Source organism: Ruegeria sp. CDSC045 (genome assembly GCF_059610725.1).
This window is the reverse complement of the sequence record NZ_JBXWOE010000018.1, coordinates 18079-35900: the sequence shown is the minus strand read 5'-3', so window position 1 is coordinate 35900 and position 17822 is coordinate 18079. Positions and strand designations below refer to the sequence as shown.

Annotated in this window: 7 protein-coding genes and 3 pseudogenes; 5 read left to right on the top strand and 5 right to left on the bottom strand. The window is 53.4% G+C overall.

Annotated features, from left to right (window positions below; all coding sequences use genetic code 11):
* From AC2FH6_RS21275 to AC2FH6_RS21265, 3 genes and pseudogenes are all read left to right on the top strand, one after another.
* Positions 1-96, top strand: a pseudogene (locus AC2FH6_RS21275) (IS6 family transposase); the annotation flags it as partial.
* A gap of 66 nt (positions 97-162) precedes the next feature.
* The gene (locus AC2FH6_RS21270) at positions 163-1026 is read left to right on the top strand and encodes a TniQ family protein (protein WP_496704172.1); all 864 of its coding nucleotides are present in this window, start codon (positions 163-165) and stop codon (positions 1024-1026) included.
* Between the two features lie 137 nt (positions 1027-1163).
* Positions 1164-1628: pseudogene (locus tag AC2FH6_RS21265) on the top strand (IS6 family transposase); the annotation flags it as partial.
* 339 nt (positions 1629-1967) lie between these two features.
* Here the strand turns inward: AC2FH6_RS21265 and AC2FH6_RS21260 are convergent.
* Both AC2FH6_RS21260 and AC2FH6_RS21255 read right to left on the bottom strand, forming a co-directional pair.
* The gene (locus AC2FH6_RS21260; protein WP_496704170.1) at positions 1968-4661 is read right to left on the bottom strand and encodes an autotransporter outer membrane beta-barrel domain-containing protein; all 2694 of its coding nucleotides are present in this window, start codon (positions 4659-4661) and stop codon (positions 1968-1970) included.
* Positions 4662-5413: 752 nt separating this feature from the next.
* Positions 5414-6307, bottom strand: a complete 894-nt coding sequence (locus AC2FH6_RS21255; protein WP_496704168.1) for a helix-turn-helix domain-containing protein — start codon at positions 6305-6307, stop codon at positions 5414-5416.
* Positions 6308-6977: 670 nt separating this feature from the next.
* Here AC2FH6_RS21255 and AC2FH6_RS21250 point away from each other — a divergent pair.
* Both AC2FH6_RS21250 and AC2FH6_RS21245 read left to right on the top strand, forming a co-directional pair.
* Entirely contained in the window at positions 6978-14546 is a 7569-nt protein-coding gene (locus tag AC2FH6_RS21250; protein ID WP_496704167.1) for a hypothetical protein, read from the top strand.
* A 192-nt stretch (positions 14547-14738) separates the two neighbouring features.
* Entirely contained in the window at positions 14739-15896 is a 1158-nt protein-coding gene (locus AC2FH6_RS21245) for an MFS transporter (RefSeq protein ID WP_496704165.1), read from the top strand.
* 44 nt (positions 15897-15940) lie between these two features.
* On the opposite strand, the gene AC2FH6_RS21240 is transcribed toward AC2FH6_RS21245, so the two are convergent.
* The 3 genes and pseudogenes from AC2FH6_RS21240 to AC2FH6_RS21230 form a co-directional block, all read right to left on the bottom strand.
* Positions 15941-16207: a hypothetical protein gene (locus AC2FH6_RS21240; RefSeq protein WP_496703642.1), complete on the bottom strand. Its 267-nt coding sequence runs from the start codon at positions 16205-16207 to the stop codon at positions 15941-15943.
* Between the two features lie 394 nt (positions 16208-16601).
* Positions 16602-16766 (bottom strand): annotated as a pseudogene (locus AC2FH6_RS21235) (IS6 family transposase); the annotation flags it as partial.
* 64 nt (positions 16767-16830) lie between these two features.
* On the bottom strand, positions 16831-17739 hold the full coding sequence (locus AC2FH6_RS21230; protein WP_496704163.1) for a LysR family transcriptional regulator: 909 nt from the start codon (positions 17737-17739) through the stop codon (positions 16831-16833).
* Positions 17740-17822: the final 83 nt, after the last annotated feature.

Below are 17822 nucleotides of genomic sequence, written 5' to 3'. Positions count from 1 at the left end.
GTCCTGGCAGGCATAGAACTGGTCAACATGATCCGCAAAGGTCAATTCACACCCAAACTCCGTCCGTTTCAGCAGTTTGCCCAACTGGCAGGGTAAACTGCTAATCAATTCCACTGATGTTCTGCCATCCAAAAAGTTTGCGACAGAACCTGGATGGGTCGCTTGGCGAAGGCCAATCATTGTTCGGTTGAAGAGCTTTGTGGCTATCTGGGTATTGGGCAGGGCAGGGTGCCGGAATGTGCAAGCGATCTGCGGACGGCGAACTGGGCCATGCTATGCGGGGCGGTTCAGCGGTCCCCGGATGAAATCGTCAGCATGGCTCTTCCGGATACAATGCAGCATGACGTGAAATACGTGTCCCGGCATGACTTCCAATATTGCCCGGGGTGTGTTGCTAAATCACCCGATCTTGTACTTCGCCATTGGCGCTTGGCATGGTCGATGACCTGTGAAATCTGCGGCCAGGTCCTGGCAGCCAAGTATCCAGCCAAAGATGTATCAGGCAGACTTCATGCCCGCGCTTTGCGTGGCGCGGAAGTTCTGAAGACGGCTGCTACCACGACCGATCTCGCGCGGTTGCGCCGGATCAGTCTGACCCTGCAAGTCATGTCGGTGCTGAAGATCGGGCGTCTTTGGTCGCTCACCTCTGGGAACAAGCGCGATAGGCTACTGGCGCTTGCTGCGGTCGGTATCGGCACGACCCGTCCCTTGTTGGGTGCCGCCATCATACTGCGAGGAAACGACCTGGCGGCCCGGGAGTTGAGCCGCGTCTTTCCTGAACATCGTCAGATGATCGAGCGGATCCGTGGATTGTCGCAGGACCTCGGTCGACCGCTTCCTGAACTGGGTGAAACAGGGCATCCAACCGGGCATGAAACACTTGGATTGTGCCGCCCAAGAGTGTCGGAGAGCGCTTTGCAGGCCGCTCGTCAGGCCATCTCAGAGCTCGGAGCAGAGGCAAATCGTCAAGCGCTTCTGACACGCGCCGATGCAATCTGGAAGCACTCAAGTGGGGTCAAGTCATAAGCCAAGGAACCTGCGGATAAATTGCAATTAAGGGTACAAAAACGCCCCAGAACGCCGTGAATCCGTAAGTTCTGATTTATTAGGGTACAGTGACAGCTTGCGCGGCTCAGAAACGGAAGGCCAACACGGCGGAATCTAGGCGCATGGATGAGACCTATATCAAAGTTCGCGGTGAATGGGTGTACCTGTACCGTGCCGTCGATCGCGACGGGCAAACCCTTGATTTCATGCTTTCCGAGAAGCGAGACGCCAAGTCTGCATTGAGATTCTTCGCCAGTGCTTTGTGCATCAAAGGAATACCGAAGCAGATCACCATTGACAAAAGCAGGAGCAACGCGGCCGGGATCAAGGACGTGAACAAGATCTTCAAGCGGTTGCAGATGCCGGTTAAGATCGACACCGTCAGGTCGAAATACCTTAACAACAATATCGAGCAGGATCACCGGTTCATCAAGCGACTCATGAGGCCGATGCTCGGCTTCAAAAGCTTCGTCTCAGCTGAAGCGACACTTGCAGGGATCGAGACCGCCCACATGATCCGCAAGGGCCAGCTTGGGCCTTCGACAAGCGGATTCCGTCAATTTGCAGAGCTCGCCGGATAAATCCACCCAATCAGAGTGGTAGCTCTGATCAACGCCAAAGTTTGCGACACAACCCGTTCGCTTTCCTCAAACTCTACCGAAAAAAAGCCGCCGCAGCTGTTGCGAGCTGCGACGGCAGTTTAGCGAGCCAGGGATCGGAGTGGAGGCCCGCTAAGGGCGCGTCGAAAACTGCGGGTTCCAAGCGCGTCGCGGTTTGACGTTTCACATCAATGCAGGAGGGGGGAGGCATAGATTGAAACGATAGACCCACGTCATGAAGAACCTCATTTGCGTAGTGATCGCCCCCATTTAGTTCCTGTTAAGGTTTGCTGTGTTGGGTGAGGTTGCATTAGCTAGTTTTCAAAACCTGAACTCAAAGCCAATGTTTCCGCCAAAGGCGTAGTCGCCAGAACTGCCGCCCAGTCCGGTTTCGGCGATAAGTTCGCCAAACACGCGCGTTCGGCTTGACAGTTCGATATTGCCGCCAAGGGCCAGCGCGACGGCGTTCTGGCCACGCTCCGTCAACACCGTGTTCTGGCCGAAGGCCACCGAGGTTTCATCGTCGAATGCGTGATAATAGTCGATCTGACCATAGAGAACTGAGTAGTCTGAAAAAGCGCGCTCTGCACGCATCCCGAACCGCGCTGTTAGAGTATCACCATCTACCAATGAGCCGGTTTGACCACCGCCTGCCAGATCCGCAACATCGTCCATGTCAATATCGCTGTACATCAGCTGTAATTGCGGAATGAGCGTCAGCCCGTTTTGCATCGCAAATGGTTTACCGATCTCGACAGATATCCCGTACCCGCTGCTGTCGGTGTCCACAGACTCGCCCCCGTTAGGGCGAGTGGTGCTATCAAAATACCCATAGCGAAGCTGACCGTCGACATAGAGCAGACTATCCGCAACCCAAAGCGCGCTGAGTGTCGCGTCATAGGCGTCGGTCGAGACATCGGCACTGGTCAAAGAAGTGCTTATGTCGGTTGATAGGCTGCTTACACCAAACTCGAGCCCACCAAACACTTGCCCACCCGCGACTTCACCCAGGGGCAGACCGGCGCCAAATCGCAAGCCGCCGCTGTTGGTTGTTACATCCCGGCCACCGGATTCGTAGTGGTCACGCTGTCCCTCGGCCTGAACCCAGACCAAGGGTCGCGTGGTCGATGTCAGTTTGTTAAGCGAGCGACTGACCGTATTGGCTTCAGTGCCGCTGCTTCGCGTTGCAATCCGAACACGCTGCAATGCACTTGAAAAGGCCATGTGATCGCTTGCTTGCTGGGCACTTGCAGCCAGGAAATCTCCACCAGGATTGCCATTCACACCTCCAGGTGTTCCCGGGCGGGTAAATGGCGTCAGAACGAATGTTCCGGCGGCGGCATCGTATTCCAGTACGTAGGAAATGGTGCCATCGCTGATCGCCTGTGCGCCGCTATTTGTAACGAAATCCGCATCAACAAGGCGAAAATCGGTTTCAGTGCTGGAGCCCGACACTCTGACAAGTGTGAACTCCTGTAAACGACCATTGCCGCTGCCTATCTTTTGCACCCCTAAGCCTTGACTGGCCCCTGCGCTGTCACCGTCCACCTGCACGAAATCGTTTGCTCCGTTGGTGAAATTCACATCCAGTTCAATTGTACCGCTGCCTGACAGATTCCGGCCAAAGAACAACTCGTCACCGGCAACGGTGTCAGAAACCGAGATCAACCCGTCATTTAAAACACTGCCGTCCAAAAGATATCGGGTCACATATCCTGCTTGTGCCCGTAGGTTGCCAGTTGCTTGAACAGTCAGATCACTCTCAATGACTGATCCGGGCAACACATTCATGATCGCACCACTGTCAATCTCAATCGTGTCAAACTGATTGGCGAAGAATGAGGTTATTCCCAAATCGGAATCATTGCTTAGCGTCAGGTGTTCCCAGTTCATAAACGGATCGAAGTCAAATCGGCCCGATACCCCCGATAGCGTCAGGTGATCTTCGGTACCGTCGCCGCCGTCAATGCGCGACGGTACACTGATATCCGCAGCCCCTTCAACTATCAGCTCATCCCGGCCGCCGCCCAGCACAACATCACCAAGAACGATAGATCCGTTCTCAACCGTCACCCGGCTGTCGCCTTCATTGTTCGTGATCGCCTGACCGGAGCGCGAAACAACCGTCGCACCACTTAGAATGTCGATCGTAGACAATTGTCCGGCTAAGGTATCAGCAGCGATTGCAGCCCCACCTTGGCTATCGATCGAACCCAGAACCGTGATCGCCAAGGTCCCGGTACCATTGTGTCGTGCGGCAATTCCCGGTCCTCCGCTGGTTATCAAGCCAAGTGCGGTAACCGTCATGTCATAGTCGGTGGTTGCAAGAGAAATCGCGCTTATGCCTTCTCCGTTTGTGCTGTTAATGATCCCGGCATCAATCCGGACATCACCACCTCCGAAATGAACCAAGCGAATACCGGCCAGTCGGCTGTTGACTTCTCCTGCACTTATTTCCACGTCACCGGTTCCTCCGGTGTCTGTCCTCGTGAAGATTCCGTGGGTGTTTTGACCGGTCACATCTCTGGTGTTTATCCGAACTCCTCCGGACCCTCCTTGCCTTACAAAGATCCCTGCGCGTCCAGCCCTGATAATGCCATTTGAAGTAATCTGAATATCGCCCGAAAAACCAAGTTGAACATCCGCATCTATTCCATTGGAGTTCGAGCCCAAGGCAGTGATTGTTGAAGCGACTCCATCGGTGAAGTTGATCGCGCTACCAGTTAAATCAAAAGCATTGTTGCTGGGATAACTGTTGATGTTCAGATCGAAACCCCCCTCGGTTGTAACGATGACTGGTCCGTTTCGATTGATGTAGACAGGGATATCAGAGGCGGGGTTTGCCCCTCCGTTACAGAGAAAACTACCAGGGGTGGCGGTCCCCGAGCAAACACCTGCATGAGCAGTTCCACCGCTAACTAGCAGAGCCAAGCCAAGCACACCTGATGCGACATGTCTGCCCAATCGCCCAAGGGTCGGTGCAAAACTGGCCACCTGACCCTTGTGTTTTGTCATACGCCCGCCCCGCAGCAGATATGATGACTGATATGCGGGTGTGATATTTGTGATGATATTCTTCAAAGTTCCGATCCCTAACTACTTAATTTGCAACCAGGAATTGCCATGTCGTTAGAAATGCACTCCGGGATTACCCCGAATTGATTTCCGGTAGTTTCAGGTGATACGGGCAGCCATTCTTTCAATTCCAGCTGCGAATTCGCACTGCGTTGAATGCTGAACCAACGCAAACGCCTTCACCTGCCAAAACAATTGACAATTCAGTATTCGACTGACAAGTTTGCGGTTCTTAAGCCGCTGAAATCGTTAACGAAAATAAAGTGCGCACCTATTTACACCTTTAGCGTGTAAAAATAATATGGCTCGAATGCGGCAGATCACTGTCTCCACGTCTCAATCTGATTCTTCGTAAATCGGCTAAATCAAATGCCGGATCACTGTTGAAGAAACAGTGAAGCCAAGTTTCTGCTCGGTTTGGGAGCGCATCTATGGCTCAAGTCCGCACGGCAAAGGCAATGTGGTCAGAAAGTGGGTCAATCAACTCTGATTGGAACTGGCGATTCAGGGATCGCATCTAGTATTTGGTCATATACTGGCGATGGGTCTTGAGCCTAGAATAAGCTGATGGTTTCAATCGAAACGGGACCAAAATTTACGATTGAAATTCCCAAGGTCGCAGAACTCAAGTTTCTCAGACAGCTAACGCGTTGTACCGTTTCGTACCCGGGTTCGTTTCTAACCAGTATCAACTATACCAGATTTGTGACTTGGATTTCACCCGTGCCAAGAACCTCAGATGGCTTAAAGCCAAATTCGTTTTTGAAAGCACGCGTAAAGTTCCCGGCATCATAAAAGCCGAAACTCTCCGATACCCGGCGTACGGCTCCGCGTTTCGATGTCGTGCGCTTGAGTGTCAACAAGGTGCGGTGCAATCTTCGTTTTATGATATAGGCTTCTACACCGCCGTCAGCTTCGAATAGACGGTACAGGCTTGCGCGGGATACCGCGAATTCGCTTGAAAGCTTGTTGGCGTTCAGCGTCGTGTCAAAGATGTGTTCGTCGATATAAGCGTCAATCGCCAGCCTACGGGCGCGTGAAACATTGCCCCGATTGACGTCTTTTCGATTGGTCAGAATAAGGTCGCGAACCAGATCTGTTACTTCTTCAATAGCGTCAGGCACATTATTTGCGGGCATGTAGGGCATACGCTGGACTACATTCTGTAGGGCAGTGCCAACAAGCGCGCCTATTGATGTATCCAATGAATGAGACAGGTGCTCTGTGTGTTTAGAAGGATCAAACCCGAGAGCTTCAATTGGGACGTAGAGGCCCGCTGTAGTCGCATCTTCCAAGGTATCTCGATACTCGCTACCCGAATGCATATGGGTCGTCGAAACTTTGAATTCTGATCGGTCGCCTGAAGTATGGCAGTGCTCGACCCCCGAATACAGGATCTCAATCGCGAAAACGTCATTCAGTGAATGCTTGTTGGGAATGCGAGAAAAGGCAAGGCCATTCCACGTTCCGGCGGAAAGGGCAAAACTGTCTGCGAACCACATCTTTTGGTCGATACTCACTCGCTCGAGATCTGTTGCCAAATCAACATCAAATCCCTCGCGATTGGTGTCCAACGCGAAATCCATTTGTTCTTCCAGTGAGCACGAAGAAGTCATCGTTAACATCGGCACTGGGTCATGACCCTCTTGGGCAGGTTTTCCTGTGCTGCTCACTTGCTCACAAATGCTCCATCATGGCTAACCGATGTAACAAAACTCACTCCGCTCGGTGCCGAATGTGACATAAGCCAGTGTGTCGTTGTTTAGTGTCCCGGCGCTGGTGGCATCGTATGGATCAATACTCCCGTGCCATTCCTCAACATCAGGACACAACCATAGGTCAGCTTCTAAACTTAACATACACCTAAATGAGTATTTTCAGAGTTTGTTTCAATTATGGCGAAAATACAAACGGGTTTGACGTGTATGTTTCTCGGGAACATGACCGACCAATTGCAGGTCGATCCGTTCAACTCCGATTTCTGAACTAGGAGTTGTCTCACATTCCGCGGGCTAAGTTGAACTAAAGCGGTTCTGATGTAGTCCATCTCGACGACCTGCCTGATGGCAGATCAAGGGCCGCCCACCCAATAAGGTCCAGAAACTACAGACACTTTTGAGGTAAAGATCGAGGTCATTTCCTCAGTTGCAGACTGAGACGCTGTGACAATGAACGACCCGGATTGAATTGTTACGTCTTGGATCAAAATGAGTGAGCCGAGGTTTGCTCTGAAGAACAAAAAAACGGGTACGTTACATGAAACCGATTTCAACGATTTCGCATGCTTTTGTCATGTCCGGAACACCCTCATCCCTGGTTGTGATGTTCACGGTTTTTGGTTGGTCGCAGGCGCTGGCAGATGAATGCTACTTCGAATCCGACGTGACCACCTGGCGGTGTCAGGGCGATCTCACTTCGTTCAAAGAAGAAGATACGGACGGGTCCGATACGGCAGGCGGTGACTACTATGGTATCCATATGGATCAGCAGACGGATTTCCTGACCAATGAATCAGACAGTGTGAACTATGGCCTCTGGTTTACGTCCACAGGCAAAGAAGGTGAGAACCACACTGACGACAGTACGAGCGGTCGCGAACTTGAGATCGTCGTTGACGGTCAAAACGGTGACGAGACTTATGGCATACAAGTGACCGGGAGCGTCGTTTACTCGACCAGCACAGGTGGAAAAGGGCACAGCGGAAACGACAATGGCAGCGACACCTCGACCTCAACTCATGAAGGTGGCGATGGACGCGACGGTGGAGCCGGTGGCCCGGTTTTGTTGTATTGGGATTCTGGTCTCATGTCGGGCACCGACGTTACCCTCGGGACCTATGGCGGAGATGGTGGAGAAGGCGGTTCGGGAAAGTCTGATCTAGGTAACGGCCATGGCGGTGAGGGTGGAGCCGGGGGAAGTGGTGAATCGATCACGCTCAGCATTGGAAAAACACAAGGCGTTGATACCGATATTCAACTTTTGTCGGTGACTGGCCAAGGTGGTGAAGGCGGCCATGGCGGTGAAGGCTTTAGCGTGTTAAAGACCGCAACCGGAGGTAAAGGCGGCGTCGGTGGGGCCGGTGCCGACATCGATTTCACGCTCTACAATTACCTGAACAACGAACAAACTGGTACGCAAACCTATCTGAACGTTTCATCCATCGGCGGCGAGGGTGGCCATGGTGGCAACGCAAGTGGTGATCTGGATGATAGCAAGGCTGGAAATGGTGGAACCGGTGGCGATGGCGGTGACATTAATTTCGATGCAAGCCAAGGGTATATCATATGGTATGATCACGATTCCGTTGAGCCGACTTTTACATTTAAGTCGCAGGCCGGGCACGGTGGGTCTGGTGGCGATGGAAGCAATGGTTACAAAGCTAGCGGAGGCGACGGAGCCGAGGGTGGTATCGGCGGAGACGTTATCGTTGACCTAAGCAATAGCGGCAACATAATTGAAAACTACCATCGGCCAGTCATTGTGTTGCAATCACTTGGTGGTAGCGGCGGCGATGGGGGCGATGGCAGCGGCGGATTGTCGAGTGGGAAATCCGGTGGCGGTGGCGGCGGTGGTGGTGCCGGCAATGTAAGTTTGGATTTCAACGGACATCTGGACGCTGGATCCTCGGACAGCGGGGTCTATGGTTTGGTCTTGCAATCGGTCGGCGGGCTTGGTGGGGTAGGCGGCTCAAGCTCTGGCCTAGACACTTATGGAGCTAGCGGGCAGGCAGGAGGAGCATCCGCCGGAGCGAGTTTGACACTCTATGATGAGACCACCATTGTCACGAATTCCGACTATGGCGTTGCTGCTTATGTTCAATCGGTTGGCGGCGGAGGTGGCATCGGCGGCTCGGCCGACGGGATTGTCGCGCTAGGTGGCGATGGATCAGCTGGTGGTGACGGTGGAGCGGTATCCTTCACGGGTCGTGGTGCCGTCAATACCAACAAAGACTACTCGGATGCCATTGTCCTGCAAAGTCAGGGCGGCTCCGGTGGGGCATCGGGATCTTCGACCGGACTTGTTGCCATTGGCGGCGATGCGGGTTCCGCCGGTGATGGCGGCGCGGTCACTATAGATCTTAACGGAACGATCGGGACCATAGGTGCATATTCTGATGCTTTGCACGCCCAGACAATCGGCGGCGGCGGTGGTCGAGGCCATTCTACCAGCGGAATGACCTCAATTGGCGGTACTGGCGGCGACGGTGGTAATGGTGGCACCATTAATGCCACCCTAAACATGGCCGTGGGGTCATCCGGTGGAGCGACCATTTCTACCGAAGGCGAGGATTCCGACGGAATCTTTTTGCAGAGTGCCGGCGGTGGCGGCGGATCAGGGTCGAATTCGATCTCGGTCGGCGCAGAGTTCTCCTCTGCGATTGGTGGCAATGGCGGAGCTGGTGGCGATGGCGGGGCCATCGCCGTGGTCGGTACGGGAACCGGTGCTGTTGAAACCCAGGGTGACCACTCCACCGGCATTTACATGCAATCGATTGGCGGTGGCGGCGGAGATGGCGGATACGGCATTTCGGCCAGCGCAGGTGCAGTGATTGATATGTCCGTAGGTGCCGGTGGCGATGCCTCAGCTGGCGGTGACGGCGCTGCGGTGTCCTTTACCGGAGCGAATGGTGCCTCGGCCATGACAAGCGTGACAACTGCAGGAGATCATTCTGCAGGTATCCATGCCCAATCGGTCGGCGGTGGCGGCGGCACTGGTGGAATGTCCATTTCTTCTGCAAATTCTTCAAATATTGCGGCCAGTACGTCTATTGGCGGTGAGGGCGGAACCGGCGGTGACGCCAGCGCTGTGACGGTGAGCAGTGCCGGTAATGTGGCCACGTCCGGAGACAATTCCACCGGCGTAAAGGCACAGTCTGTAGGCGGCGGTGGTGGGGCGTCCGGCATCTCGATTGATGCCAATGCCGTTTCGGACATCAGCCTCTCGGCAGCAGTTGGACGTGCCGCAGGTAGTGGTGGATCTGCTGACACGGTTTCCGTGAATATCACTGGAACAGCTGCAATTTCATCCACGGGTGACGCCTCGGATGGTGTTTTCGCACAAAGTGTTGGCGGCAATGGCGGCAATGCGGCGCTCGTTGTCGCAGCAACTGGTTCGTCGACAGCTGATGCGGACTTGTCTATCGGCGGAGCCGGTGGCGCAGGTGGCGATGCTGGCAGTGTTTCGGTTTCCATGGATGATACCACTGCGGTTAGCACAGAAGGAAGTTCTGCAATCGGGATCAACGCGCAATCAATCGGTGGCGGTGGCGGCCACGGTTCGATGACAATTGCGGGATCCTTAACGAGTTCGGGTGCAGTGAACCTTGCGGTTGGAGGAACAGGTGGCGGCGGTGGCGATGCTGCGGATGTGACTTTGGGAATAGCCAGCACGGTCTCTACAGCTGGAGATAATTCCATTGGGATCCTGGCCAAGTCGGTTGGCGGCAGCGGGGGTAGCGGCGGTATCTCGATCGCAGGAGACGGTACATCGACCGGAGCAGCCACAGTATCAGTCTCAGGAAACGGTGGCGGAGGGCACAAGGCTGGGAATGTCTCTGTCTCCACGGACAACCTCGTGCAGACTGCAGGAGATCATGCAACTGCTGTCAAGGCTATGAGCGTTGGAGGCGGCGGTGGTAGCGCTACTGCCGCGATCTCGGGCACGACATCCTCGATGGGGCAGGCTCAGGTCACAGTTGGTGGTGAAGGTGGCGGCGGTGGAACCGGCGGAGATGTCTCGGTTGAACAGTCGGGCCAAGTGCTAACTTCAGGTGACTATGCGGATGCAATCATGGCTATGAGCCTAGGTGGCAGCGGTGGTCATGGTGCGTTCTCCGCGGCAGGTAGCCTGAGCGCGGGAGAATACTCAGCGCAAACCGGTGTTACTATTGGCGGCGCCGGTGGTGGTGGCGGTTCTTCAGGTACCGTTACGGTCGCAACTTCAACATCTACGGTAAACTCGTCGAACCTGATTACGACCTACGGCTATGCCTCACGGGGTATTCTTGCCTCGAGCGTTGGTGGAAATGGTGGATTCGGTGGCTCGTCCTATTCGGGCGCACTCACGCTCAGCTCTGACGCTGGAATGCAAGCCGATGTCACAGTCGGTGGGGACGGAGGATCAGGCGGCGTTGGCGATGATGTGAACGTTGAAAACACGATCTCGATTGTCACCGCTGGCGCTTATTCTGACGGGATCATGGCAACTTCAATTGGTGGTGACGGCGGTTATGGTGGGAATGCTGTTGCTGCTGCGATCCAAATGGCCGAGAGCAGTAGCGCAAACTTTGAAGCTGCCGTAGGCGGGTCGGGTGCAGGGGGCGGAACTGCAGGTGACGTTTCCGTAACGAATTCGGCCGCCGTGACAACAAATGGTGTAGAGTCGCACGGCCTCTATGCCCAATCCGTCGGTGGCGGAGGCGGCCGCGCTGGAAACGCAGGGACTGCTATTTTCGATTATACCTCAAGCCAACAAGGCACCACCGACAAGACGGGTAGCGTCAATGTTGGGATCTCGGTTGGCGGCAAAGGAGGAAGTGGTAACCATGGCGGTGATGTCACGGTCAACAATACCGGCAGCATCAAAGTGGGTTACGAAGAATATGACGATGACGGTAACAAGGTGGCGGACCGCATTTCTTACGGTATTTTCGCGCAATCCGTTGGAGGTGGGGGCGGTGACGGAGGCTCCGTTTCGGGTTACAATCAAAGTGTTGTAGGGGCCTGCACCTTCGACAAGGCGGTGCTGCCAAGCTCGGTCACGTGTGCCTCCTCAACCGATGAGGATTCACCCAAAACAACCTATTCGGCATCAGCCAGTGTCGAGATCGGTGGCAACGGATCAAACGGCGGCGATGGTGGCGCGGTTGTCGTAGACAACGCTGCAACGATCGAGACAGAGGGCACTGAAAGCTACGGCATCTTTGCACAATCGATTGGCGGCGGCGGCGGCAATGGCGGCGGTGGTTCGCTCGGCCTTGAGTACGTTCTACCGGATGCCACGGCAGACGAAGTTCTCGGGTATATCTCGGCTGCAGCAGGTCAAGGCTTTAGCAACGTCCGTTCTTTCAGATCCGTTTCCGCGATAGTTGGTGGCCAAGGGGAAAGTGGTGGTGATGGTGACGCCGTTACTGTGACCAATTCCGGTTCGATCTCGACCGCAGGATTTGCAGCAGATGCAATCCTTGCGCAATCCATCGGCGGAGGCGGCGGCAATGGCGGCACCGCGTCGACGGGTGCGGGTAGTATTGGTGAGTTCGCCGTTGGTGGAACCGGTGGAAATGGCGGAAATGGCCATACGGTCAAGGTTGAGTCGACAGGTTACATCGCTACCACAGGAATTGATGCAATGGGCGTCTTCGCTCAGTCTGTAGGTGGCGGAGGCGGTCGCGCAGGCGCTGTTGCGCGTGCGTTGACTGGTGAATTTGGCGTTGATCTGAACGTTGGTATTGCCGTGGGGACAGCTTTGGTCGCGGGCGACGGTGGCGACGGCGGTGAAGTCGACGTTACAATTGGAAATGCAAGCATCGGGTCTGGGGGAATATCCACGACCGGCATTCGCGGACATGGCGTTTGGGCTCAATCGATTGGCGGTGGTGGCGGTGCGTCAAGCTGGGGCGGCTTGATTACCGATGCTGAAAGCGAAGCCATATCTTGGGCCGGTGGTGGAGCAGACAATGGTGCAGGCGGTGATGTGAATGTCACGGTGAATGCACCTATATCGGTCTCGGGTGCCGGTGCTGTGGGTGTTTTTGCTCAAAGTGCCAGCGGAGCGGATGTTGATGCCGGCTCCGCTGGTGGTCAGGATGCAGGTGATGTGACCTTGATCGTGAATAGCGATATCACCGCGACCGGAGTGGATGGCCGTGGCGTATTTCTGCAAAGCGATGGCTATGATGGCGATGGCGCGATCTCGTTAACGGTCAACGAGGGGGGATCGATCACCGCCAGCCAAGACACGACAGAAGCCATTCTTTGGGGAATGGGGAATAGTGACAGCAGTCTTGTCAACCACGGCACCATAAAGCGGTCAGAAACATTTTCCTCGGAGGGTGTTACATATGGCTATGCGTTGAAGAACCACGATGGCGAAATGGCTGTGGACAACTACGGCATCTGGGAGGGCTCAGTATCGCTGGTTGCGACAAAGGGAAATGGTTCTGCCACCGAGAATGCGTTTAACAACTATGAGGACGCATCGCTTGGTCTTGGAATTGTTTTCGATCTAGGGACAAGCACGTCACAATTGACCAACGACGGCACTATGTCAGCCGGGTCAATCGGTAGCGTGGGAGGAACCCTGGGCGATGTGGCCACCACTCAGCTAACCGGTTCAATCACACAATCTGATACGGGATCTCTTTGGGTTGATTTCGACTTTGACAGCAACTCTGGCGATTTGATCTCTATTCAGGATGGCCCTGCGACCCTTGCAGGGACTGTCGTGGCCAACCCGGTTGATCATTTGCCTATCAATAGCGCGACAGGAAGCATTGAGATTGTCCATGGAGCAACTACTGTGGAAACCACCGATCTGACTGTTAGTGACACCGCTATTGTCACCTATAGTCTGGCAAAGACTACCAGCAATGGGGAAGATATTCTTTCGCTAAATTATGATGTTAACTATGCGGCCTGGGAATCTGAGCCGATAAGTTCTGGGGTGAATGACACCCGAGATACTACGCGTTCTCAGCCCAGCGTTTATGCCTCCAATCCAAACCTAAATTCGGTTGCAGGATACCTGGGTAGACTGGCAGACGCACGAAACACCGCTGTCGCGTCGGGCAGCGATGAGTTCGCAAATGTGGATGCATTTGTTTTCCCGTTACTTGCCGTCGAAACAGTTGAGGAAGTGGTCGAGATTTACGAGCATGTCGCCAGTGCAGATGTCTTACGTTTGTCGGACGCGTCATTGCGAAGCTCATACCGGTTTTCAGAGCGTCTGATGTCTTGCCCAGAAGCAAATGAAGACGGGCAGATTTCCTATTCGCATGAGGGAACTTGTTCATGGTTTTCCTTTGGTGGCCTGACGCGAAATGCGGACGCAAACAATGGCGATCTTTCATTTGATGAAAACACTTGGAGTATCGCAGGGGGTGCTCAGATTGAGGTCTCGGATGGATGGTTCTTGGGCGGTGCGTTGTCCTACGAAGGCGTGAACTACAGCACATCAATTTCTTCTGGCGATGGCGACCGATACAACGTCGGTGCGGTCCTCAAACGCGAAAACAAAAATCGTACCTATGCACTTTCGCTGTCAGGTGGACGGGGTGACTATAGCCTGACCCGAAATGGTCTAGACAGCTTCAGTGTGTCGCCGACTGAAAACGATATCTCCAATAGCTGGCTGGCGCTACATGGGCGTGTTTCGCAGCTCTTTGAACGGTCTGGTGGCTCATTCATCGAACCTTACTTCGACCTTGGCGTGACGTGGGTAGGACAAGATGGGAGCGAAATCGGTGGATCGCTGCCGTTCAGTCTTGATATTGGTTCTTCATCGACAACCAAGTACTCGATAAACCCAGGTGTCGAATTCGGATGGGATCTTGAAACCAAAAACGGCCCGATGGATATGCGCTTTGGCGTTGGCTACCTGGGCATTTTTGGCGATGACTTTGAAAGCGACGTCTCGGCAGTTGATCACGCCGCAACTGCGGGGACCTTCAGGTCGACATCGAATTATGACGATCAGTTCTTTGAGCTAAAGGCACGCATTGCAGGCCGGATTGGCAAGCAGACAACTCTGAAACTCTCGGTTGGCGCACTATTGGGTGAGAATGAACAATCATTTGGTGGTGACTTGAGGCTTTCATACCTGTTCTGACTTGCTGATAGAGTATTGCGCCTTTTTCCGTCTGGGTGGATTGGAAAGGTATAAGGCGATCTTCGATCGTCTCGGCCATGAAGGAGTGCTACGAAAAGCACATGCTTACAACGAAAGCACTTGAACCAGTTATGCCTAGAGTTGAAGGTTGAGGGCGGTGGTTTTCGCATTTTCCAAAGAGTTTTGCTGCTTATGGTCGGATTGATTCAGCTCGCAGAGACGCGCCCTGCAATTGTTGCATTCGTAGCCCAAGGTATGTTGTGGGGAGCAATTGCGGCGATGGTACCCGGATTTGTCGAACTGACGGATCCTACGGACACCGAACTTGGGATCGCGTTTTTGATATCAGCCATTGGCGGTGTGGTTGGGATGCTGGCGGCACCCTTGGTCGATCAGAGGCTCAGAGCCTATTCCATGTCCATCACAACATGCTTGGCGGCACTGCTCCTGCTTATTCCCGGTCTGGTGACTTCGATATGGTGGCTGGCTGCAACGTTTTTCTTCATATCATTTTGGATTGGCCAAAGTGATGTGCTGTCGAACGCGCGTGTTTCCGAAGTTGAAGCACGTCGCGAGCAACCACTTATGGCGATGACCTGGTCATTCTATTCCTTTTCGTACGCAGTCGCCGCCTTCATGGCTGGTCTGGCTCGCGAAGCAGGGTATTCGACTTTTTCCATCTTGTTCGGGATTTGCGTTCTCATGTTAGCTTTGTCCTTTTGGATGCGCGCAGAACCTGCGAAAAAGATCACGGATAGTGTGATTGGCCGTTCAAGGTTGGGACTTGTATTCGCAATGGTGTCAGCGATCATCTTTATTGAATACCTTGCCGGACAACCCACTAGCGACTGGTCAGCATTGTTTATTGAGCGGGATCTGGGCGGCGATCCAGGTGAAGGATCTTATGCTCCAGCACTGGCAGCTTTGGCCAACGGTATTGTACTGCTTACCGGGAATTGGCTAGCGCAACGAATAAAGTCGATTGTCGTACTTGCTACCGCGGCTACTGCAGCGGCAATAAGCCTCGCGATCGCAGCAACCGCCTCTGTACCCACTCAAGCCTATGTTGGTTTTACGATGGCGTCACTTTCTCTTGCATTGATTTCACCCTTTGCACTTACCATCCTCGGGCAATACGTGTCCGACAATCACCGTGTCTTCGCGATTACCCGAGCTTCTGCAATAGGGAACATAGCTTATGTTGTTGGTCCAATACTCATTGGCTTCACATCTGACAGCATCAATCTAGCCTCGGCATTCTTGGGAATTGCAGGGCTGGTCACCCTCATCCCCTGCATCTTGGTTCCCTTCATAGCGCTCGGCGCAAAGACATCATCGCGGCAAGTGTAGTATTTTGGGCTATTAAAAGGCTCGAATGTGATGTTGAACTGCAGTCAAGACGTAGTCTCTGGCAACTCAAAACAGTTTTTTTCGGAATTGATATAAGCAACGGCCTCGTTAATCATCGCTTGCGCGTGCTCGGCACTCTTTGGCTCTACAATCAAAGTACCTGATATGTACTGGGCAAGCTGCGCCTCTAATTGATCTATCAGATCAGCTGCCAGCCAAATTGGATAGGCCTTAGGATCAGTTAAATCCAGGATGCCTAAGTTGTGCAACTCAACCGCGTGTTGCCGCAACCAATAGGTTGTTTCAGGCATGCATGGTTCTCCTACTTATGCACAAGCGGCTGCGGCTACAGTTGTGCGGTGTCTCCGGGATTCTCTAAGCTTCTTTTTTCACTGATTAACAAACGCACTGACCATCAAGCTTTTCACCCGGAGACAAGAAACATGTAGTGTAGTGCTATCGTGAATTCTCTGGAATCCTGGTCAATTTCTTTGCTGCTTTTGTCAGATTAGTCGACTGCAACAGGATAGCTCCAATTCCACGCGTTGATTATTTGAGTGGTTTGAACTGGACTACGAACTCCCGTGATACAAAGAACAACCTGGTGAACATAGGGTAGGTCCGTTCCGGCCCGAGTTCATTGTCATTGGGTCTCAATCTTCGCTAATTTGCGATCGGGAAGCCTCGTTTTAGCGTGTTACTCTTCGAGTATTTCACCACCCACCTTTTCAACGTGGCATGGTCAACTCGGACACCGCGCTCAGCCATGATCTCTTCCAAGTCACGAAAGGACACCGTGTACCGCAGATAGAAGAAAACAGCGTACAAAACTGCATCCTTGGGGAAATGACAGCCCTTTAACAAGATCATGCTCAGGTAACTTGTTCGAAAATTATTCGACCAGTAAAAACCTCAGATCATGCATGCTCGTCAACTAGACCCCAGAGTTTGCGACACATCCTTCCTCAATGAGTTTGTCTATGAGGCGCTCAACACGTTTCGTTCTAAGTGATTTGGGACTAACAAGCGCAATAACGTCAGCGCTTGAAAGCGTGTAGTCTTCCATGACAAGCCTCAGCTTATTTTCTCTTAGTTCCCTTGCAATGCTCCATTCCGAGCGCATTACAATTCCCAGCCCCTGACAGGCCCAAGCCTTGACCACCTCACCATCGTTGCTGGCAAAGGCCGGGCGAATTCGGACCGAGTGGCGAGAGCCTTTTGGGTCCTTAAAACCCCACATTGTAACATCAGCATGATCCTCGCGTATTACACCACAAGCATGCTTAAGAAGCTCTTGAGGGTGACGTGGTTCTCCATGCACTTTGAGGTAATCCGGTGTTGCACAAAGGAACCTTCTATTTGATACGAGTTTTCGCTGAATCAATGTGGAATCAGCGAGTTGGCCGATGTGGATGATTATATCCCAATTGTCGGAGGCAGCAGCGCCGTAGGGGTCATCGCTCAACACGAGGTCTGGTGTTATGCTAGGAAACTCCAGGACAAGTTTTCCGATGATTGGGGCGATGTGGATACGGCCAAAACCAAAGGGTGCGATGATACGAAGGGGGCCAGCTACGTCCCCGCGTAAACCCACAAGTTCATCGTTTAGGCGTGACAGATCGGTAAGAACCGTCTTGGCACGGCGTGCAAGCCTGTCCCCTTCTGCAGTCAATACGACTGGGCCGCGACCCCTTTCGACCAAACGCAGACCAAGCCGAGCCTCGATCTGTGCTAAGCGTTGCGAAACCGCAGACGGCGTCACTTCTAATTCACGTGCAGCCGCTGCCAGTGATGGTGCCGCGGCCAAAGTTGTGAAGAACTTTAGATCAGGTGTTTCAAGCATTAAGTTCAGCTTAATGCAAGATGCAGTTCATGTTAATAGAGGCTGACGAAAATTTCCGCTAAAAGTCTGACATTACGCAAAGG